The organism is Rhizobium sp. S152, from assembly GCF_030380735.1.
GTDB lineage: Bacteria > Pseudomonadota > Alphaproteobacteria > Rhizobiales > Rhizobiaceae > Rhizobium.
On record NZ_JAUDRZ010000003.1, the window covers coordinates 213,332 to 232,822 of the forward strand.

Below are 19,491 nucleotides of genomic sequence, written 5' to 3' on the forward strand. Positions count from 1 at the left end.
TTAGCCTGCCTTTGCCATTTGCATGAGAGTCACGCGCTGCTGAAGCCGGCGCTGGGCCTGGTCGACGACAACCGCGATGATGATGACCAGTCCCTTGATGACCATCTGCCAGAAGGATGAAACACCCATCATGACGAGTCCATCGGAAAGAATGCCGATGACGAAGGCGCCGATGATGGTGCCGCCGATCGTGCCGCGACCGCCCGACATCGAGGTTCCGCCGAGAACGGCCGCCGCGATGGCGTTGAGCTCGAAGCTTTCGCCGGTTGCCGGGTGAGACGCCATCAGTTCCGAGGAGATGACGATGCCGACGATGGCGGCGCATAGCCCTGAGAACATGTAGACGAAGATCTTCACGACATCGACGCGGATACCCGACATCCGTGCCGCGCGCTCATTGCCGCCGACGGCGAAGATATGGCGGCCGATCGGCGTGGAGCGCGCCACATAGGCGGCGATCAGCGCAAGCGCGATGAGGATCCAGATCGACACCGGCAGGCCCAGCATGCGACCGGCGCCGAAGACGTCGAAGCCCGTCGTCGCATATTCCGGCCGTCCGACGAGATTAGGGAAGGTCTGGCCATCGGAGGAGAGTAGCGCGAGGCCGCGGGCGATGTAGAGTGTTCCAAGCGTCGCGATGAATGGCGCGACGTTGAGCTTGGTGATCAACAGGCCGTTGATCAGGCCGATCGCAAGCCCCACGGCCAGCGTGATCAGGATGATCTCGTAGATGTTGAAAAACACGGTGTAGCCGATCGGCAGTTCAACCCCGTTCAGGATCAGCGCGCCGGCCACCATGCCGCACAGGCCGACGATCGAGCCGACCGAAAGGTCGATGCCGCCGGTGATGATGACGAACGTCATACCCATGGCGAGGAACGCATTGAGCGCGACGTGCTTCGACATCAGGATCATGTTCGCCGTCGATGTGAAGTTCGGCGCGAAGATCGCGAAGAAGATAATCACGGCGAAGAGCGCGATGAACGTCCTGAGCTTCATCAGAGTCAGGAGAATGGAACCGTTCGACCGCTTGGCGCCGAAAGTGGAAGATGTGTCCGCCGTCATGACGCGAGCTTTCCTTGATGTCCGTGACCCTTGGCAGATGCCGCGATGATGGCCTCTTCCGTCGCTTCGTTCTTGTCGAAGATCGCGACCAGCTTGCCGTTGCTGAGCACGGCGATGCGGTCGGAAAGAGCCATGACCTCTTCAAGGTCGGAGGTTGAAAATAGAATTGCCAGTCCCTTGCCCGCGAGCCGGCGCATGGTGCGGAACACATCCGCCTTGGCGCCGACGTCGATGCCGCGGCTTGGTTCGTCCATCAGGAGAACCTTGGGATTGGTCATCAGTGCCTTACCGATGACCACCTTCTGCTGGTTGCCGCCCGACATCGAGGTGACCTCGAAATCGGGGTTCGGCGCCTTGATGGAGAGGTCCCTGATCATATCTGTGATTGCCTGCTTTTCGGCGCTCGCCCTGATGTGAAACAGGCGGGTGAAGCGCTGCAGGCTTGCCAGCGTCAGGTTGCTCGCGATCGAAAGCACCTGAACCAGGCCTTCGCGCTGCCGGTCTTCCGGGATCAGCGCCAGGCCACGGCGGATCCTGCGTGTGGTGTCGCGGGCGCGCACTTCCTGGCCGTCGATGAAGACCTTGCCGGTCGAGTGCTTGTGCCTGCCGATCACGCATTCGAAGAACTCGCTGCGGCCGGCGCCCATCAATCCGTAGATGCCGAGAATCTCGCCAGCGCGCACGGAAAGCGACACGTGGTCGACGGCAAGGCCGCCGGTGCGGCGTGGCAGGCTGATCTCCTCTGCACGAAATGCTTCGCCGCCCAGCGTATGATCCACGGCGCGCGCGAAATCCTTGGCATCGGAGCCGATCATCGAGCGCACGATCCACTTGGTGTCGATGTCGCGCACCATCGCCTGACCAGTGATCTGGCCGTCGCGCAGGACGGTGATGTAGTCGCCGATCCGCATCAGTTCCTCAAGGCGGTGCGAGATGTAGACAATCGCGACGCCCTGAGCCTTCAGTTCCGCAATGACCTTGAACAGGATCTCGACTTCGGCCGCCGATAGCGCCGAGGTGGGCTCGTCCATGATCAGGATGCGGGCGTTGAGCGACATCGCCTTGGCGATCTCGACCAGCTGCTGCTGGCCGATCGGCAGGTCCTCGACCATGGTTTCGGCATTGATGCCCGCATCCAGGCGCTTCAGAGACGCGTTGGCCTTTTCGATCTGCGCCTTGTGGTCGATGCCACGGACGCCGCGCGTGATTTCGCGCGTCGCGAAGATGTTTTCGGCCACCGTCATATTGGCGAAGAGGTTGAGCTCCTGGAAGATCATCCCTATGCCGTTCGCTTGCGCGTCGGCCGGGCTGTCGAAGGAGACCGGTTCGCCGTCGAGAATGATGCGGCCGAGCGTCGGGCGCTCGACGCCGGCGATGATTTTCATCAGCGTCGACTTGCCGGCGCCGTTCTCGCCGACAAGCACGTTGACGGCGCCGCGGCGCAGCTCGAGATTGGCGCGCTTGACGGCGACGATGCCGGAATAGACCTTCGACACGTCGTCGAGGCGAAGAACGATATCGTGTACAGCCCGTTCGCTCATGGCTCGACCGTCAGTTCGGCTGGCGTGATGAGCGGCGGCTGTCCTGAAGACGGCAGCGGGAACGCGCCGAGGACCTTGACCGTCTTGCCGTTCAGTCCGTCGCGCGGCAGGGCCGCCAGCAGCGAGGTGTTGATCTTCTCGTTGAACGCCTTGCCGAACTGCGCCCACTCGATCTGATTCTTGAACTCGTTGAAGTTGACGAACTCCAGCGTGTCGCGCAGCGCCGTGCCGCGGATGGCCGGGCCGATCTGCACCTTGGCATCGGCCTTGCCGTCGCCATCGGTATCGACATCGATGGTGGCCGCGCGCGAGGCCGTGTCGGCCGCGATGACCTTGCCGCTGAGCTTGACGGCATAGGTCCAGGGCGCGTTCGCCTGCCTGCGCGCATTGCCGTACTTGGCACCGGCTTCATCGGCGCTGGAGGCGGTAAGTGCCGTGACGTCCTTGAGTTCGCCGGCGCGCTGCTGCAGGTACGGAATCGCTTGCGACTGCCAGATGGCCTCGACCTTCGCCAGCGGATCGAAAGCGCTCTTGGCGGTCGCCGCCGCCTTTTCTTCCGCCGTCGGCGTCTTGATGATCTTGCAACCCGGCAACGCCACGACAAGCATTGCGATCACGACCGCGCTTTTGACCTTCGCCATCAACGAAGCTCCAATCTGTATGAAATAGGATATGGAACGTAGAGCACGGATAACCGCGCCCTACGACATTGGCCTGAACTGCGCTTACTTCGCGATGGCGAAGGTTTCGAGCTTGTCGGCGTTGTCAGCGTTGATGAGAATGCAATCCATCAGCTGCTTCTCTTCCTTCGGAAGAGTCTTGTTCTTGATGTAGGCGTCGGCCTGCTCGACGGCCATCTGCGCCTGCGCGTAGGCGGGCTGCAGAACGGTGGCCTTGATGCCGCCGGACTTGATCGAGTCGCGGACGTCGTTGGAACCGTCGAAGCCGACGACGATGACGTCCTTACGGCCGGCGGCCTGGAGAGCGGCGATCGCGCCCATGGCCATCGTGTCGTTGCCGGAGATGACGCCCTGAATGTCCGGGTTTGCCTGCAGGATGGTTTCCATCTTGGCGTAGGCTTCCGTCTGGCTCCAGTTCGCCGACTGCTTGGCGACCGACTTCAGATCCGGATAGTCGTCGATGACGTCGTGATAGCCCTGCGAGCGGATGCCGGCATTGGTGTCGGATTCCTTGCCGACGAGCTCGACATAATTGCCCTTCTCGCCCATCAGCTTGACGAACTCCTGCGCGCCCAGCTGGGCACCCTGGTAGTTGTTGGAAACGATCTGCGCGGCGGCGACGCCGGTGGCATTGATTTCGCGGTCGATGAGGAAGGACGGAATGCCCGCGTCCTTGGCTTTCTTGACGGCGGCAACGGTGGCGTCCGCGCCGGCGTTGTCGAGGATGATGGCCTTCGCGCCACGGCCGATCGCGGTATCGATCATCTGCGACTGCTTGTTGGCGTCGTCGTCATGGGTCATGACGAGCGCTTCGTAGCCGAGTTCCTTGGCCTTGGCTTCGGCGCCGACGGCCTCGGCCTTGAAGAATGGATTGTCGTGCGCGGGGGTGATGATGGCGATCAGGTCCGCCGCAAAGGCGGGCATCGCTACGCCCATGGCAAGTGCGCTGGCGAATGCAGCGACGGTCAGTCTGCGTGTCAGTTTCATGGTTTCCTCCCAAAAGAAGCCCTGTTCCCAGCAGGGCGGTGAAAGGGGAGGGGTTGCCCCCTCCCGGGATCGGTATCAGGTGATACGCTTGATGCTGTCAGCGATCTCCTGCGGTTCGAATACGCGCTTCCAATCGTCCTTCATCAGGGCCGGGATGCCGAATTCGATAGCCTTGTTGCAAGCGTCCGAGAACACGCCCTGGACTTCGCCGAAGATGACGGCGCCGAGAACGTTGAGGTGGCCGAGCAGGAAGTCGCGGGCAGCTTCTTCCGGAACGCCGCGTGCGACGCATTCATCCATGGCCTGCTTCACGACGACGAGCAGCGAAGCGGCAACGGTCTCGGAAAGACCCGGCTCCAGCATCGCCATCTGCTCGACGGTGACGCGGTGCGAGCGCATGACCGGTGCCCAGATCGTCTTGGCGATTTCTTCGCCGACGGCATAGGCTTCTTCAGGACCCTGCATCAGGGCCGAAACGATGTGTTGCTTGGCGAACAGACCGCCGAAGTGGTCCTTCTTGGCCTGCATGTCGGTTTCGTCGTTGAAGATCGGCGGATGGCACGGATGCGTGACGAAGTACGTCAGGTCAGGACGTTCCGGGAAGTGACCGGCGAACGGCGCGGCTGCGTCGAGCGCGATGACCATGGTGCCGGCCTTCAGCTTGTCGTTGATGCCGGCGGCAACCTTGCCGATATGCGTGTCCGGAACAGCCAGGATGACGACGTCGGCGCCATCAAGGGCAGCGTCCACATCAACGGTCGAAAGACCGAGATCGTCCTTCAGGCGCGCCTTGCCCACATCGCTGATTTCGACGTGGCGGACGTCATAGCGCGAACCCTTCAGGTTCTTCGCCAGGCGGTAGCCCATCTTGCCACCGGCGCCAAAGAGAGCAATTGCAGTCATGTTTCCTCACCTCTTGGTTTGAACATCTGTTAACTTGACTGGTATGATGAGTCAATCACCATCCCAATGAGTGGCGCTTTACTGTTGAGATCGACAGGGCCGACCTCTGCTGAACGAAAGCGCACGGTCAGCTTTTTCTTCCATCGCGAATTTGCGCGAAGTATCCGTCGGTGCCGACCTGTCCGCCCTTGAGGGCAATCTGCAGGCCGTTGGTCGGTTCGTAGCTTCCATGCGCGGTGCAGAGCGGAGAGCCCGGCGTCTGCGGCAGCGGGAGCAATGTGGTCAGCGCATCGACGCGCAGTTCCTTCAGCGCATGGCTCGATGTGTCGCCGCCGGCGATGACCGCGCGGCGGAGGTTTTCTTCTTCGATCAGGCGCCGCAGGATGGTGCCGAGCGCGGAGCCCAGCTTGTGGCGGGCGCCGGGAATGCGATCGATATCGGTGCCGCGGTCGGCCGAGGGGCCGAGTGCGGTATGGAGGATGACGCTTCTGCCGTTCTTCAGCCGCTTCACGCCTTCGGCGATCGCGGTTTCGATGGCGTTGCCGGCGTTTTCGCCAGCCACCTCAAGCGGATCGAGGGCAATGCCGTCGAAGCCGTTTTCGGTGGCGTTGCGGATCTGGCGCTCCGTCGTCGGCGAGACGCTGCCGGAGACGACCGCGAGACGATCGACCTTGCCCGGCGAGGCGAATTCCGGCTTGGCTTCGAGCAGGCCTTCGTTATTCCATGCCTGCAGCAGCGCATATTCGACGCCGGACGAGCCTGCCGTGAAGAGCCCGCCGTCGCGGCGCAGGCGCCAGAGCTGGCGCCCGGCCTCCGCTTGAGACTCGGCACTATCGACGTCGAGAAGGACAACGCCCGGCGTGCTTTCGACGATGTGGTCGATACGCGCGTCGGCATCCGGGGCGGCCAGAGCGACGAGATCGGCAAGACCGACCGGCAGGGATGTCTGCTTGGCGAGGTGCAGGGTAAGATCCGCCTCGCTCATCGGCGTCACCGGATGACGGCTCATGACCGGATGGCGGTCGATGCGGTAGACGCGATCCTGGTAGGCGGCGAAGAGGTTGCCGAAGGACGTGTAGCGCTTCAACTGCGGTGCGCCGACGATCACAGGCACGACAGGCTGCCCGAACAGCGCCTTGCCGATGTCGATCGCCTTGCCGATGCTGCCGATCTCGGGACTGGAATCGAATGTCGAGCAGACCTTGTAGTGGCAGATCGCCGCGTCGCGTTCCTTCAGCCAGGCGTAAATTTCAGGCAGGTGTTCGTCCATCCACGCCGGCGTCTCGCTGCGGCTGGTGCCGGCGATGCCGAAGGCGCGGTAGTCGGCGAAGCGCGCGGTGGTCTCAGCGCTCGGAACGCCGAGGAACAGCACCGTCGGGACGCCATTGGAGGACAGGGCTTCCATGACGTCGGCCGAGCCGGTGAAATCGTCACCGTAATAGGTCAGGAGTGGCTTGGTCATGTCTCAGCCTGCCTTCCCGTCGCCAAATTTCGCGATCGAGGCAGCTAGCTCCGGGTGATCCTTGGCGTATTCCTCGAGCGGAATATCCGCGACCGCCGCCTGCCAGGCCTGCTGCACGGCGCGAACGCCTGCCGCCGGTCCGCCGGGATGGCTGACGATGCCGCCGCCGCATAGATAGAGGAGATCCTGCGTGCGGCCGGTACGATTGTAGGTGTCCGGGGCCTGTCCGCCCCACTGGCCGGAGCCGGCCACGGGAAGCGGGCAATCCGCCTTGCTGAACAGCGGCGTGCTGACCGCCTTGAAGGATTCGACGAAGCTGTCGTCCGGCTCCCAATACTTGATGCGGATGCCGTTGATCTGAAACTGGTCGACGCCGAGCAGGCGCCAGAACTGCTGGTAGACCTTGAAGTCGAGGCCGGCGCCCGGATCGCGGGTCAGGATATCCCAGCCGTTGCGGTGCGCATGCAGCACGAGGCCCGAGCGCTTGCGCAGGAAGCTCATGCCGCCGAAGCCGATCGAATTGATGTTGACGACGGCGCAGTTGCCACCGGCTTTCAGCACCAGATCGTGGTTGCGCATCATCTCGTCGGGATCGGCATGCGAGATGCCGAAGGCGTACATCACCTTCTTGCCCGTCTTCTGCTCGTGGTCGAGGATCAACGGCATGATCGCCTCGACGCGCTCCTTGAGCGGCGAGTAGGCCGGGCTCATCAGCTTCTCGTCGTCCTTGATGAAGTCGACGCCGGACTCGATCAGTTCGCCGACCAGCGCGGCCGTCTCGAGCGGGCGCAGGCCGAGCGCCGGCTTGACGATGGTGCCGATGATCGGGCGTTCCTCGACGCCGGTCAGGCGACGCGTGCCGGGCAGGCCGAACTGCGGGCCGGGGTGCGTGGAAGCAAAGGCTTCCGGCAGCTTCATGTCGACGATGCGGATGCCCGTCATGCCCTTGATCGAGTAGACGCCACCGATGGCGATCGTCATCAGGGCGGAGAGATCGGTGCCGATGGCGTCGAGCGGGAAGGCGATGTCCACGTCGGCGCGCTTGATGCGGCCGGGACCGGGCGCCGTTTCCGGCCAGGTCGGGTAGTCGGCGGCCGGAAGGTGACGAATATCGAGCACGCGGGCGGCGACACGCGCCTTCAGCTCTTCCGTCTCACCGGGAACCGGCACGAAGGTGCCCGTCGACTGGTCGCTGGCGATCTTGGCAGCCATGGCTTCTATGCTGCCGGACGTCTCGATGCGGTAGGTCAACGTGATCATATTGCATTCCTCCTCCGCCAGGCCGATCATTTGCCATGGCGTCATGTTGTGAACTGGTATAATGAGTATTCCAATTTCTGCAACGAAAAATTTCTGATATGCGCAATTGTGAACGGTGGACTTTCGTGCGGAGGTCTGAAGATGCATAAGGGGGGATCATCTTGAGTCAGCGAGAAAACATGAACCAGCCTGTGGAGCAGATTGTCCGTCGCAAGTTGTCCGATGAGGTCTTCGACCGATTGGAACGGATGATCACATCGGGAGAGTTGCAGCCGGGTGACGAGATGCCGTCCGAGCGCGTCCTCATGGAGCGCTTCGGCGTAGGCCGTCCCGCCATTCGCGAGGCAATGCAATCGCTTGCGGGCATGGGGCTGGTGACGATCTCGCACGGCGAGCGCGCCAAGGTGCAGCGCCTGACGGCCAAGTCGATCTTCCGCCAGGTCGACCTGACGGCGAAGATCATGCTCTCGCAATCGGCCGACTCGCTTGATCATCTCAAGAGCTCCCGCATCTTCTTCGAACGCGGCATGGCGCGCGAGGCGGCGTTGAAAACGACGAGCGCCGATATTGCAGATCTACGGGAAATCATCGAGGACCAGAGGCGGGCGCTCGGCAATGCCGAAGAGTTCATCGCCGCCGATATGCAGTTCCATACGCGCATCGCACAAGTGTCGGGCAACCCGATCTTCGTGGCTGTCAGCGAGGCCATGCTTGCGTGGCTGAAGGCCTATCACACGGACATGCTGATCTGGACCGGTAAGGAAAAGTTCACGCTGGTCGAGCACGAGCAGATCCTCGACTGTCTCGCTGCCAACGACGCCGATGGCGCGGAAGCCGCGATCCTCAAGCATCTCGAGCGGTCGAGCGCGCTCTACACCAACCGCGACTAGCCCGCGATACTAGGACAGCGCGAAGACCCTGACGCGTTGGTCGATGCCGTGGAGTTCGGCTATACGCGAGACCGAACTGATGTTCCGTTCCCGCAATATTTCAGAAACGCGCGCATCGCCGACCACGGCTTCCGTCGTCATGATGATGTCGGGATCGGCCAGCCCCTGCACGCGCGAGGCGATGTTCACCGTCTGGCCGAAATAGTCCTGGCGATCGTTAAGACTGACGGCGAGGCACGAGCCCTCGTGGATGCCGATCTTCAAAAGCAGGTCATCGGCGCCGTGTTCGGCGTTCAGGCGCATCATCGCCTGCCGCATGCGTAACGCCGCCGCCACTGCGCGATCGGGGCTCGGGAAGCTTGCCATCACGGCGTCGCCGATGGTCTTCACCACAGCCCCGGTCTCCGAGGCAACGATGTCGTGCAGCACCCTGAAGTGGGCTCTGACAAGATCGAACGCTGCCATGTCGCCGACACGCTCGTAGAGCGCCGTGGAGCCGCGCAGGTCGGTGAACAGGAAGGTCAGGCTGGTGATCTTGAGCCGCTGGTCGACGTCGAGCGTATCGGTACGATAGATGTCGCGGAAGCTTTGGTTCGTCAGCAAACGCTTGGCCGTCAGGAACGGACGCCTGTGTCCCAGAAGATCGTGCAAGGCGTCATTGGCTACGCAGATGTTCGGCATCACCCTGCGATCGGTATTGTTTTCCAATGAAAGCCTGAGCGCCCCGGGCCGCAGGACGACCGTTTCGTTCAGCGCATGTCCTCGGCTGACAATAAACGACAGGCTCTGGCGCTCGCTGGTGGGCTCGCCCTTGACATCGATGAACTGAGCCGAATGCGTGACGGCATCGAAGATGATGACGAATTCGGGTGGAAGCTGCAGGGAGACGAAGGCTTTTTCGCCCGGCGACAGATCGATCATCTCAAGCATGATAGGCGCGAATTTCTGCTCGAGATCATCCGGCAGGTCGACGCCGGAGCTGAAGAACATCTGTCGGTAATATTCAAGAGGCGGCAGCAGGTCGGGGTCGTGAGCGGCGATGCGGCGCACACGCGGGCTGACGGTAAAGGTGACCTCCACCATCTCGTCGAGAGTCGGCTCGTATCCGGCGGCGCAGAGCCCGCAATGATAGCTGTCATGGGTGACGCTCTTGAGGCTTGCACCGGTGTCGAGCACCCCTCCGCAGCCCGGACAGAGCACATTCCACGTCATTTCGAAAATGCCGAGGCGCGCCGCGTGAAGAAAGGCCGCGATGGTCTGTTCTTCATCCAGCCCGTGTTGACTGGCAAAGGCCAATACATTGATCCGGTTAAGCTCGCGATCGGCCCCGCTCTTGATCACGGCTTCGATGCATTTTACCGCTTTCGCGTCAGCCGTCTGCTGCAAGGCGGAAAATAGGCTCTCAACGTCGCTCATGGGAATGTTCCGATGCGGACAGCGAATATCGCCACTGTCTCAATCATACCACGCCGCTCCCCGGAAGTCCTGATCTTTGCCCTCGCGGGAAAGCGACAAAGGTCGTGCAAGTCGATTTCGTTGAGCCACGAAAAACGGGGAAACGCCTCCTCGTTACGCCAGGGAGGTCTCCAGCCGCGCCGTCTTGCGGGTTCCAGCCTCCCGGACGATTTCGGCGATCGGGCCGAATTGCGAAGCCAGGGGATTGGTCTTGCGCCAGATCATGCCGATCCTGCGAGAGGGGCGGGGCTCCAAAAGGCGGAAAACGCTCACATCCGCCGAGCGCGTCTCCGTAGGCACGGCCATCTGCGGCAGCAGCGTTACGCCGATGCCGGCGCCCACCATCTGCACCAGCGTGGTCAGCGAGCTACCCTCCATCAGTTCGCGAGGCGGGGCAGCGGCGATGTTGCAGAAAGAGAGCGCCTGCTCGCGGAAACAATGCCCTTCCTCCAACAGCAGCAGGCGCATTTCCTGCAGCATTTCGGAACTTGGGACCGGCTTTTCTGCGTCCTCGATCGGCCGCACCAGTACAAACTCCTCGTTGAACAGCGGGATTTCCTCGAGCGTGGGTTCGGACACCGGAAGGGCGACGATCGCGGCATCCAGTCTCGCCTCGTGCAGGTCCTCGATCAGCCGCTGGGTCACTGCTTCGCGCGGCCGCAGGTCGAGCCCGGGATAGCGTAGCGTCAGCGTCTTGATGACATCTGGCAGCAGATAGGGAGCAATCGTCGGAATAACGCCGATGCGAAGCCGGCCCGCCAGTGTCGCCTGCGTCGCGCGCGCCAGTTCCGCAAGATCATCGACCGACCGCAGGATGGCACGGACGCGTTCGGCAAATTCCTCTCCGAGGCTGGTCAAGCGGATCTGCCTGCCGCCTCGTTCGACGAGCGGCGCGCCGATCAGTTCCTCCATCTCTCGGATCTGCACGGACAGAGCGGGCTGGGAAATCGCACAGGATTCCGCGGCACGGCCGAAATGCCCCAGCCGCGCCAGAGCCTCAAAATAGCGTAGGTGCTTCATCGACAAGCCTATCATAATTAAAACCTATCAGCCCATTCAGAATATACAATTGGAATTTATCGACCGAGTTGCTTATTGCCTATCTATGGGATTGGACCTGAGAGCTGGTTCAGCGACCCGCGCGAAACATTTCGCACGCGACGTCACCCAAGTCCGAATTTTAGGGAGAAATAACGTGGATACGAAGACACCATCGGCCGGCCAGTGTCCGGTCATGCACGGCGGCAACACCGCACTCGGCAAATCCGTTACCCAATGGTGGCCGAACGCGCTGAATCTGGACATCCTCAGCCAGCACGACACCAAGACCAATCCGCTCGGCAAGGACTTCAACTATCGCGAGGAGCTGAAGAAGCTCGATGTGGAGGCGCTGAAGGCTGATCTCAGGGCACTCATGACCGAAAGCCAGGAATGGTGGCCGGCCGACTGGGGCAGCTATGTCGGCATGATGGCCCGCGTCACCTGGCACGCAGCCGGTTCCTATCGCGCCGCCGACGGCCGTGGTGGCGCCAATACCGGCAACCAGCGTTTCGCACCGCTGAATTCCTGGCCGGACAACGTCAACACCGACAAGGGCCGCCGCCTTCTGTGGCCGATCAAGAAGAAGTACGGCAACCGGATTTCCTGGGCCGATCTTATCGCGCTCGCAGGCACGATCGCTTATGATGTCGCCGGCTTGAAAACCTTCGGTTTCGGCTTCGGCCGTGAAGACATCTGGCAGCCGGAAAAGGACGTCTATTGGGGTGACGAGCAGGAATGGCTTGCTCCCAGCGACGGACGCTACGGCAATGTCGCTCAGCCCGCCACGCTCGCCAATCCACTTGCGGCGGTCCAGATGGGCCTGATCTACGTCAATCCCGAAGGCGTCAACGGCAAGTCCGATCCGCTCGCCACCGCAGCGCAGATGCGCGAAACCTTTGCCCGCATGGGCATGGACGACGAGGAGACCGTTGCGCTGACCGCAGGTGGTCACACCATCGGCAAGAGCCATGGCAATGGTAACCCCGCTGACCTCAGCGCCGATCCTGAAGCGGCAGGTCCCGAAGCCCAGGGTCTCGGATGGTTGAACACCAAAGGCCGCGGCATCGGCCGGAATACCGTGGTGTCAGGCATCGAGGGCGCCTGGACCACCGAGCCGACCAAGTGGGACAACGGCTTCTTCGAGATGCTGTTCAAGCATGAATGGCATCTGGTGAAGAGCCCGGCAGGCGCCACCCAGTGGGAGCCGATCTCGATCGCCGACGCCGACAAGCCTGTCGACGTTGAAGACCCGAGCATCCGCCTGAATCCGATGATGACGGACGCCGACATGGCGCTTCGGGTAGACCCGATCTACCGCGAGATCTCGCTTCGCTTCCGCGATGACTTCGCAGCGTTTTCGGATGCCTTCGCTCGCGCCTGGTTCAAGCTGACCCACCGCGACATGGGCCCGAAGGCGCGCTACATCGGCCCGGATGTTCCGGCGGAGGATCTGCTCTGGCAGGATCCGATCCCGGCAGGCAGCACGAGCTATGACGTTTCCGCCGTCAAGGCGAAGATCGCCGCTTCCGGCCTCTCTGTTGCCGACCTCGTCAGCACCGCATGGGACAGCGCCCGCACCTTCCGCGGTTCGGACAATCGCGGCGGCGCCAATGGCGCGCGCATCCGTCTGGCGCCGCAGAAGGACTGGGCCGGCAACGAGCCCGAGCGCCTCGCCCGTGTTCTCGCCGTGCTGGAGCCGATCGCCGCTTCGACCGGTGCTTCGGTTGCCGATGTCATCGTTCTTGCCGGCAACTACGGTGTCGAACAGGCGGCCAAGGCCGCCGGCTTCGATATCCAGGTGCCGTTCGCGGCTGGTCGTGGCGACGCCACGGCCGAGCAGACCGATGCCGACAGCTTCGCGCCGCTTGAACCGCTCGCGGACGGTTTCCGCAACTGGCAGAAGGAGCACTATGTGGTCAGCGCCGAGGAACTGCTCCTCGACCGTGCCCAGCTTATGGGCCTGACCGCGCCGGAAATGACGGCTCTGGTCGGCGGCCTGCGCGTCATCGGCGCCAACCACGGCAGCAGCACCCATGGCGTCTTCACGTCCACGGTTGGCGCGCTCACCACGGACTTCTTCGTCACGCTGACCGACATGGCTTACTCCTGGATCCCGACCGGCCGGAACTCGTACGAGATCCGCGATCGCAAGACCGGTGCTGTCCGCTTTACCGCCACGCGCGCCGATCTCGTCTTCGGGTCCAACTCGGTGCTGCGTGCATATGCGGAAGTTTATGCGCAGGACGACAGCAAGGAAAAGTTCGTGAAGGACTTCGTCGCCGCCTGGACGAAGGTGATGAACGCCGATCGCTTCGACCTGATCGCCTGACGGCGACTGGGGTCGACCGCACTAAAAGACCCTCCCGTGTGAGCACGGGAGGGTCTTTGTGCTTGCGCAATACGATGCAGGTCTTTTCAGCGAGGTTCGTATCGGCAAAAAGCGTTTTCAGGCTTTGCTGTTATGCGTGCGACGGCAGGCCACTGCCTACTCCGTCAGTGCCACGCTCGGGCCAGAGCAATTCCGCTTCTCCTAGAATCGCGGAACAGCTCTATCCTTTTGTTTTGACGCAATTCCGGACGGAAAACCGCTTCGCACTTTTCCTGGAATTGCTCTAAGTATTCGGCTTAGCTGTCTTCTTATCTTTTTCCGGAAGTTTCCTGTGATCGGGATCCTTGCCAGCGCGCTCCCGTGCGTGTGCTTCGGGGCCGGCAACGATCACGCCATTCTGATCCTCGTCGACATGTTCCTTTTCTCGGCGACCTGTCACGTCCTTGGCCATTGTTTCAGTTCTCCATTGTGGTGCATGGCACATTAATGGCCAAATGGAGGGCTGGTTCCATGGATCGGCAAGAAAGCACCGGGACATTGAAAATCAATCTCGACTGATTAGGCCAGAGCTGCCCCTGACATCACTCGAACAGATCGGGATTATCCGCCTCGATCTGCGGCAGATCCGACAGGATGCCGTTCAGATGCGCTCGCATGGCGGCCACCGCCGCGTCCGCATCGCGTCCGTCGATGGCGTCGATGATCGCTTCATGCTCGGCGATCAGCCGCATCATGGAATCGGGGTGGCGAAGCTGCAGATTGCAAACGCGGTCCATATGGGCCTTGATGTCGGCGATTGCGTTCCAGGCGAGACTGCATCCCGCGCCTTCCGCGATTGCGATATGGAACTGCTCGTCCTCTCGCCGGAATGCGTTGTGGTCGTGCGCCTCCATCGCTACCCGCTGCCTGCCGATTATGGTGTCGATCCGGCGGCGTGTCCACGTGTCGAAGCTCTCACTGGCGCGACGGGCGACAGCTGTTTCCAGCGCCTCGCGCACGAAGCGTGCCTCCATCATCTGCCGCGCCGAGATCCGGACAACAACAGTGCCCCTGTTGGGACGCACGTCGACCAGCCTTGATTTTCCGAGCGCGATCAGCGCCTCGCGCACCGGTTGACGCGATACGCCCATGCGGGTGGCGATTTCCTGCTCGGAAAGCCGGGTGCCGGGCGCCAGTTCCAGCCTGATGATCTGCTCGCGCAGGTCTCGTTCCACCTGCGCAGCAGCCGTTTCGCCGGTCTCAATCTTCAAGGATTCGAGGTTCATGTCTTTCGTCGCCGTCATCCGTTGACATCCAATTTAAACCACCATACAGTACCATACAATTCAAACGCAACATAAATCCGGTGGTCCAAAACCGGGTAAAAAGGGAGGGCCGGCAGCGAGTGTCGGCTTGTTGGGTAACGTGCTGTCCAATTTCATTGCGCCTGATTCCAGTAATCCCAGGCTGAACATTAAATCCCGCTACCAGATGCTTGTCGATGGCAAGTCGGTGGATGCCGCATCCGGTCGCACGATCGACCGTGTCAGTCCCGGTCACGCGGGCGTGGTGGTCGGCACCTGGCCGGAAGCATCGGCCGATGACGTGCGTCTCGCCGTTGCCGCAGCCCGCCGCGCCTTCGACACCGGCCCGTGGCCGCGCATGTCGGGCGCCGAGCGCTCACGCCTGTTGTTCAAGGTGGCGGACCTGATCCTGAAAAATCAGGAAGAGCTTGCCTTGGCTGAAAGCCTCGAGGTGGGCAAGCCGATCGCACAGGCGCGCGGCGAGATCGGCTTCTGCGCCGACCTCTGGTCCTACGCGGCCGGCCAGGCGCGCGCGCTGGAAGGCCAGGCGCACAACAATATCGGTGACGATCGCCTGGGTCTGGTGCTACGCGAGGCTGTCGGCGTCGTCGGCATCATCACGCCCTGGAATTTCCCCTTCATCATCGCTTCCGAACGCGTGCCGTGGGCAATCGGCGCCGGCTGCACCGTGGTCCTCAAGCCGTCCGAATTCACCTCGGGAACCTCGGTCCGCATGGCGGAACTGGCGCGTGAAGCCGGCATTCCCGATGGCGTCTTCAACGTCGTGACGGGCTACGGCGATCCGGCCGGCCAGGTGCTCGCCGAAGATCCCGGCGTCGACATGGTGGCCTTCACCGGCTCGGTACGCGTCGGCACCAAGCTTGGCGAGATCGCCGCGCGCAGCGTCAAGCGCGTCGGGCTGGAACTCGGCGGCAAGGGCCCGCAGATCGTCTTCGCCGATGCTGACCTCGAGGCAGCTGCCGATGGCATTGCATACGGCGTCTATCACAATGGCGGGCAGTGCTGCATTTCCGGCAGCCGGCTATTGGTCCAGGAAGGCATCCGCGACGCATTGATGGAGCGCCTGCTCGACATTTCGCGCAAGGTCACCTTCGGCGACCCCCTGAACGATCGCACAAAGATCGGCGCGATGATCTCCGAGGCGCATGTCGAGAAGGTTCATTCCTACGTGGAAGCCGGCATCGCATCCGGCGCGGAACTGCTGCTCGGCGGCGAGCGCGTCGGCAAGGACAAGGGCATCTATTACGCCCCCACGGTGTTTGCCGGCGTCAAGCCACAGATGTCGATCGCCCGCGAGGAGATATTCGGACCGGTGCTCTCGACCATGACCTTCAAGACCGCGGACGAGGCCGTCGCGCTTGCCAATGCCAGCGAGTTCGGCCTTTCCGCCTCGGTATGGTCGACCAACCTCGAAAACGCGATGCAGAGCATCCGCCGCATTCGCGCCGGCCGCTGCTGGATCAACAGCGTCATCGACGGGACGCCGGAACTGCCGATCGGCGGCTACAAGAAAAGCGGCCTCGGCCGCGAGCTCGGCCGCTACGGCTTCGATGAATATTCCCAGTTCAAGGGCGTGCACGTGACGTTCGGGCGACCGGCGCCGTGGTTCGGCTGACAGGGAAACAAGGGACAGGGCGTTTCCGCTTTTGGGAGAAGGCGGGACGTCTGGGAGGAAAATCTCGGCCGGCGTGATCTTTGGTCGGAGCCCGCCAGCCGAGACTTGGGTCTTTCGACCCGCATTGCACATCCAAAGGGAGGATACGCAAATGAAATTGACCAGGTTGAAAACCGCAGCACTCGCCGCGGGTATCGCCACGATGATGACATCTACGGCATTGGCCGCCGACGTCAAGGCAACGATGATCATCTATCTCGATCCGAGCGTCCAGTTCTTCAACCCCGTGGTGAAGGGCGCCAAGGATGCGGCGGCACAGTTCGGCGTTGATCTCGACGTGCAATACGCCAACAACGATCCGGTCCGCCAGAACGACCTGATCGAGAGCGCCACGGCAGCCGGCGTCGATGGCATCGCCGTCGCCATCTCCTCGTCGGATGCCTTCGATGAAAGCATCTGCGCGGCCGTGAAGGCCGGCATCGTCGTCATCGGTTTCAACAACGACGACCTAGAGGGCGCCAAGGGCAATTGCCGCCAGGCCTATGTCGGCATGAACGAGTTCTCCTCCGGCTACGAGCTCGGAAACCGGATGATCAAGGAATTCGGCCTGAAGTCGGGCGACGTCGTCTTCAATCCGCGCGAGATCCCCGAGGCGAGCTTCGCGGTCGCGCGCGGCGGCGGCATCGAGAAGGCGATGAAGGAGGCCGGCATCAAGGTCGAGACGGTCCGCGCCGGGCTTGATCCGGCCGAGGCGCAGAACATCATGGCGCAGTTCCTGATCGCCAACCCCGGCGTCAAGGCCGTGTTCGGCACGGGCTCGGTCACCTCGACCGTCGGCGCCGGCGCCATCAAGGACGCAGGCGTGAAGGTTCCGTTCGGCGGCTTCGACCTCGCGGTCGAGATCGTCAATGCGGTCGAATCCGGTGCGATGTTCGCGACCATGGACCAGCAGCCCTACCTGCAGGGCTACTATCCGATCGCCCAGATCGCACTCTCGAAGAAGTACGGGCTGACCCCGACCGACGTCGACACGGGGCAGGGCGCCTTCCTCGACAAGTCGCGCATCAGCTCGGTCAAGCCGCTGATCGGCAGCTTCCGCTAACCGCGTTTCGTGGGAGCCTGCCGGCAATGCCGGCGGGTTCTCCGTCTCCAATCGATCGAGTACCAGACCGTGACACCAATTCTCGCAGAAAGTGCCGCGCCCCGGTCGCGGACGCAGAAACAACCGATTATCCGGCAGATCATGGCGATGCCGGCAGGCGCGATCTTCCTCGTCTTCATGACGCTGCAGATCGTCTGCATCGCAGGCGCGCTTCTCTATCCCGATCAGTTTCGCTACCTCTCGCCGCAGAACCTGACGATCCTGATGAAGGCGATCCCCGTGCTGGGCTGCCTGGCGCTCGGCGCCGGCGTGCTGATGATCGCGGGCGAATTCGACCTCTCCATCGGCTCCGTCTACACCTTCACCGCCATCTTGATGGCAAGCCTCGTCGGCGCCGGAATGAGCGCCTTCATAGCGGCACCCCTCGGCGTCTTGGCCGGCATCATGATCGGCTTGCTCAACGGCCACATCACGCTGCGCTTCGGGCTGCCGTCCTTCATCGTGACGCTGGGCGGCCTCTTGTTCTGGCGCGGCGCGGTGCTGCTCTATAACGGCGCCGTCCAGGTGCGCTTCGATCCGGAGCCGATCTTCACCAGCCTGTTTTCCGGCACGCTGCTCGGCATCAATGCCGCCTTCATCTGGATCGTGCTCTTCGTCGTCGGCTTTCACTACCTGGTCCACCGCCACCGCTTCGGCAACCACGTCTTCGCCACCGGCGGCAATCGCGGTGCTGCGGAAGCGATCGGCATCAACACCAACCGCGTCAAGCTGGTGGCCTTCGCGATCGCCGGCGGCATGGCGGCTGTGGCCGGCATCATTGCCACATCGCGTGTCGGCAGCGTGCAGCCGGGGCAGGGGGCCGGGCTGGAACTGCAGGCGATCGCCGCTTGCGTGATCGGCGGATTGTCGTTGCGCGGCGGGCGCGGCTCGATCGTCGGCGTCTTTCTCGGCGTGTTGCTCATCCACACGATCACCGACGTGCTGCTTCTCTTGCGTGCACCCGGCTTCTATCTCGACATGTTCATCGCGACGCTGATCGTGCTGGCCGCCATCTTCAACCACCTTATCGAGCGGCGAGGTCTTGCGTGATGTCGGCCCCCAATCTTCTTGAACTGCACAATATCTCCAAGAGCTTCGGCGCGCTGACGGCGCTGCGCAATCTGAGCTTCCATATCGGCGAAGGCGAAGTGGTGGGATTGCTCGGCGACAACGGCGCCGGCAAGTCGACGACAGTCAATCTGATCTCAGGCATCCACAAGCCGACGGACGGTTATCTCAGCGTCGATGGCAAAAAGACAGCGTTCACCTGCCGCTCGGATTCCGCCGATGCCGGGATCGAGACCATCTATCAGCATACGGCGCTGGTGGATTCGCTATCGATCACCCGCAACATCTTCATGGGCCGCGAACTCACCGATCGCTTCGGCTTCCTGCGCCAGCGCGAAATGCGCGAGATCGCCATGGACGTGCTTGAGAACGCCGTCCATATCTCGGGCATTGACAGCCCCGATACGCTTGTCGGCAACCTCTCCGGCGGCCAGAAGCAGGCCGTCGCCATCGCCCGCGCGGTCTATTTCAAGAAGCGCGTGCTGCTTCTCGACGAGCCGACCTCGGCGCTGTCGGTGCGCGAGACGGAAGCGCTCTTGAACCAGGTGCTGAAGCTCAAGGCGGAAAACGTCTCCAGCGTGCTTGTGACCCACAACATCTACCACGCCTATCAGGTCTGCGATCGCTTCGTCATCATGAGCCACGGCACCAAGGTGTTCGATGTCGACAAGGCGGACACGACGATCAACCAGCTGACCGAATATGTCGTGCTCACCTGATCCCACCCAACAGACAGAAGGGGCATAGCCC

General features: G+C 62.3%; 17 protein-coding genes. 6 read left to right on the plus strand and 11 right to left on the minus strand.

The features are described from left to right. The 7 genes from QTL95_RS05635 to oiaX form a co-directional block, all read right to left on the minus strand. A complete protein-coding gene (locus tag QTL95_RS05635) occupies positions 1-1,065 on the minus strand; it encodes an ABC transporter permease (protein WP_037179272.1) in 1,065 nt (354 codons plus the stop codon). Beyond that, positions 1,062-2,606, minus strand: coding sequence for a sugar ABC transporter ATP-binding protein (locus tag QTL95_RS05640; protein ID WP_289718991.1), 1,545 nt, complete (start codon positions 2,604-2,606; stop codon positions 1,062-1,064). Before QTL95_RS05640 ends, QTL95_RS05635 begins: the two co-directional genes overlap by 4 nt. Continuing rightward, on the minus strand, positions 2,603-3,247 hold the full coding sequence (locus QTL95_RS05645) for a DUF2291 family protein (RefSeq protein ID WP_289718992.1): 645 nt from the start codon (positions 3,245-3,247) through the stop codon (positions 2,603-2,605). The genes QTL95_RS05640 and QTL95_RS05645 overlap by 4 nt, the downstream gene beginning before the upstream one ends. Positions 3,248-3,331: 84 nt before the next feature. Then, complete coding sequence (locus QTL95_RS05650; RefSeq protein ID WP_289718993.1) at positions 3,332-4,273, minus strand: D-ribose ABC transporter substrate-binding protein; 942 nt, start codon at positions 4,271-4,273, stop codon at positions 3,332-3,334. 75 nt (positions 4,274-4,348) lie between these two features. After that, positions 4,349-5,176, minus strand: coding sequence for a phosphogluconate dehydrogenase C-terminal domain-containing protein (locus tag QTL95_RS05655; RefSeq protein WP_289718994.1), 828 nt, complete (start codon positions 5,174-5,176; stop codon positions 4,349-4,351). Positions 5,177-5,303: 127 nt separating this feature from the next. Then, complete coding sequence (locus tag QTL95_RS05660) at positions 5,304-6,638, minus strand: four-carbon acid sugar kinase family protein (protein ID WP_289718995.1); 1,335 nt, start codon at positions 6,636-6,638, stop codon at positions 5,304-5,306. Positions 6,639-6,641: 3 nt separating this feature from the next. Beyond that, positions 6,642-7,898, minus strand: a complete 1,257-nt coding sequence (gene oiaX, locus QTL95_RS05665; RefSeq protein ID WP_289718996.1) for a 3-oxo-isoapionate-4-phosphate decarboxylase OiaX — start codon at positions 7,896-7,898, stop codon at positions 6,642-6,644. Between the two features lie 179 nt (positions 7,899-8,077). On the opposite strand from oiaX, the gene QTL95_RS05670 reads away from it, so the two are divergent. Then, a complete protein-coding gene (locus QTL95_RS05670; RefSeq protein ID WP_289719193.1) occupies positions 8,078-8,788 on the plus strand; it encodes a transcriptional regulator NanR in 711 nt (236 codons plus the stop codon). Positions 8,789-8,797: 9 nt separating this feature from the next. On the opposite strand, the gene QTL95_RS05675 is transcribed toward QTL95_RS05670, so the two are convergent. Then, positions 8,798-10,204, minus strand: coding sequence for an adenylate/guanylate cyclase domain-containing protein (locus tag QTL95_RS05675; protein WP_289718997.1), 1,407 nt, complete (start codon positions 10,202-10,204; stop codon positions 8,798-8,800). A 153-nt stretch (positions 10,205-10,357) separates the two neighbouring features. After that, a complete protein-coding gene (locus QTL95_RS05680; RefSeq protein ID WP_289718998.1) occupies positions 10,358-11,278 on the minus strand; it encodes a hydrogen peroxide-inducible genes activator in 921 nt (306 codons plus the stop codon). A 160-nt stretch (positions 11,279-11,438) separates the two neighbouring features. Between QTL95_RS05680 and katG the strand changes: the two genes are divergently transcribed. Further along, positions 11,439-13,613, plus strand: coding sequence for a catalase/peroxidase HPI (katG, locus tag QTL95_RS05685; protein WP_289718999.1), 2,175 nt, complete (start codon positions 11,439-11,441; stop codon positions 13,611-13,613). A 283-nt stretch (positions 13,614-13,896) separates the two neighbouring features. On the opposite strand, the gene QTL95_RS05690 is transcribed toward katG, so the two are convergent. Both QTL95_RS05690 and QTL95_RS05695 read right to left on the minus strand, forming a co-directional pair. Beyond that, on the minus strand, positions 13,897-14,064 hold the full coding sequence (locus QTL95_RS05690) for a hypothetical protein (protein ID WP_289719000.1): 168 nt from the start codon (positions 14,062-14,064) through the stop codon (positions 13,897-13,899). 130 nt (positions 14,065-14,194) lie between these two features. Beyond that, on the minus strand, positions 14,195-14,896 hold the full coding sequence (locus QTL95_RS05695; RefSeq protein WP_289719001.1) for a GntR family transcriptional regulator: 702 nt from the start codon (positions 14,894-14,896) through the stop codon (positions 14,195-14,197). 121 nt (positions 14,897-15,017) lie between these two features. Between QTL95_RS05695 and QTL95_RS05700 the strand changes: the two genes are divergently transcribed. The 4 genes from QTL95_RS05700 to QTL95_RS05715 all read left to right on the plus strand — a co-directional run bounded on the left by QTL95_RS05700 (position 15,018) and on the right by QTL95_RS05715 (position 19,460). Beyond that, positions 15,018-16,532, plus strand: coding sequence for an aldehyde dehydrogenase family protein (locus QTL95_RS05700; RefSeq protein ID WP_289719194.1), 1,515 nt, complete (start codon positions 15,018-15,020; stop codon positions 16,530-16,532). Positions 16,533-16,683: 151 nt separating this feature from the next. Then, entirely contained in the window at positions 16,684-17,634 is a 951-nt protein-coding gene (locus QTL95_RS05705) for a sugar ABC transporter substrate-binding protein (RefSeq protein ID WP_289719002.1), read from the plus strand. Between the two features lie 69 nt (positions 17,635-17,703). Continuing rightward, on the plus strand, positions 17,704-18,723 hold the full coding sequence (locus QTL95_RS05710; protein WP_289719003.1) for an ABC transporter permease: 1,020 nt from the start codon (positions 17,704-17,706) through the stop codon (positions 18,721-18,723). Continuing rightward, on the plus strand, positions 18,723-19,460 hold the full coding sequence (locus QTL95_RS05715) for an ATP-binding cassette domain-containing protein (RefSeq protein WP_289719004.1): 738 nt from the start codon (positions 18,723-18,725) through the stop codon (positions 19,458-19,460). The genes QTL95_RS05710 and QTL95_RS05715 overlap by 1 nt, the downstream gene beginning before the upstream one ends. Positions 19,461-19,491 lie beyond the last annotated feature (31 nt).

Coding starts and splice junctions, on each gene's coding strand:
- QTL95_RS05635 (WP_037179272.1), bottom strand. CDS start 1,065: ATGACGGCGGACACATCTTCCACTTTCGGCGCCAAGCGGTCGAACGGT.
- QTL95_RS05640 (WP_289718991.1), bottom strand. CDS start 2,606: ATGAGCGAACGGGCTGTACACGATATCGTTCTTCGCCTCGACGACGTG.
- QTL95_RS05645 (WP_289718992.1), bottom strand. CDS start 3,247: ATGGCGAAGGTCAAAAGCGCGGTCGTGATCGCAATGCTTGTCGTGGCG.
- QTL95_RS05650 (WP_289718993.1), bottom strand. CDS start 4,273: ATGAAACTGACACGCAGACTGACCGTCGCTGCATTCGCCAGCGCACTT.
- QTL95_RS05655 (WP_289718994.1), bottom strand. CDS start 5,176: ATGACTGCAATTGCTCTCTTTGGCGCCGGTGGCAAGATGGGCTACCGC.
- QTL95_RS05660 (WP_289718995.1), bottom strand. CDS start 6,638: ATGACCAAGCCACTCCTGACCTATTACGGTGACGATTTCACCGGCTCG.
- oiaX (WP_289718996.1), bottom strand. CDS start 7,898: ATGATCACGTTGACCTACCGCATCGAGACGTCCGGCAGCATAGAAGCC.
- QTL95_RS05670 (WP_289719193.1), top strand. CDS start 8,078: ATGAACCAGCCTGTGGAGCAGATTGTCCGTCGCAAGTTGTCCGATGAG.
- QTL95_RS05675 (WP_289718997.1), bottom strand. CDS start 10,204: ATGAGCGACGTTGAGAGCCTATTTTCCGCCTTGCAGCAGACGGCTGAC.
- QTL95_RS05680 (WP_289718998.1), bottom strand. CDS start 11,278: ATGATAGGCTTGTCGATGAAGCACCTACGCTATTTTGAGGCTCTGGCG.
- QTL95_RS05690 (WP_289719000.1), bottom strand. CDS start 14,064: ATGGCCAAGGACGTGACAGGTCGCCGAGAAAAGGAACATGTCGACGAG.
- QTL95_RS05695 (WP_289719001.1), bottom strand. CDS start 14,896: ATGACGGCGACGAAAGACATGAACCTCGAATCCTTGAAGATTGAGACC.
- QTL95_RS05705 (WP_289719002.1), top strand. CDS start 16,684: ATGAAATTGACCAGGTTGAAAACCGCAGCACTCGCCGCGGGTATCGCC.
- QTL95_RS05715 (WP_289719004.1), top strand. CDS start 18,723: ATGTCGGCCCCCAATCTTCTTGAACTGCACAATATCTCCAAGAGCTTC.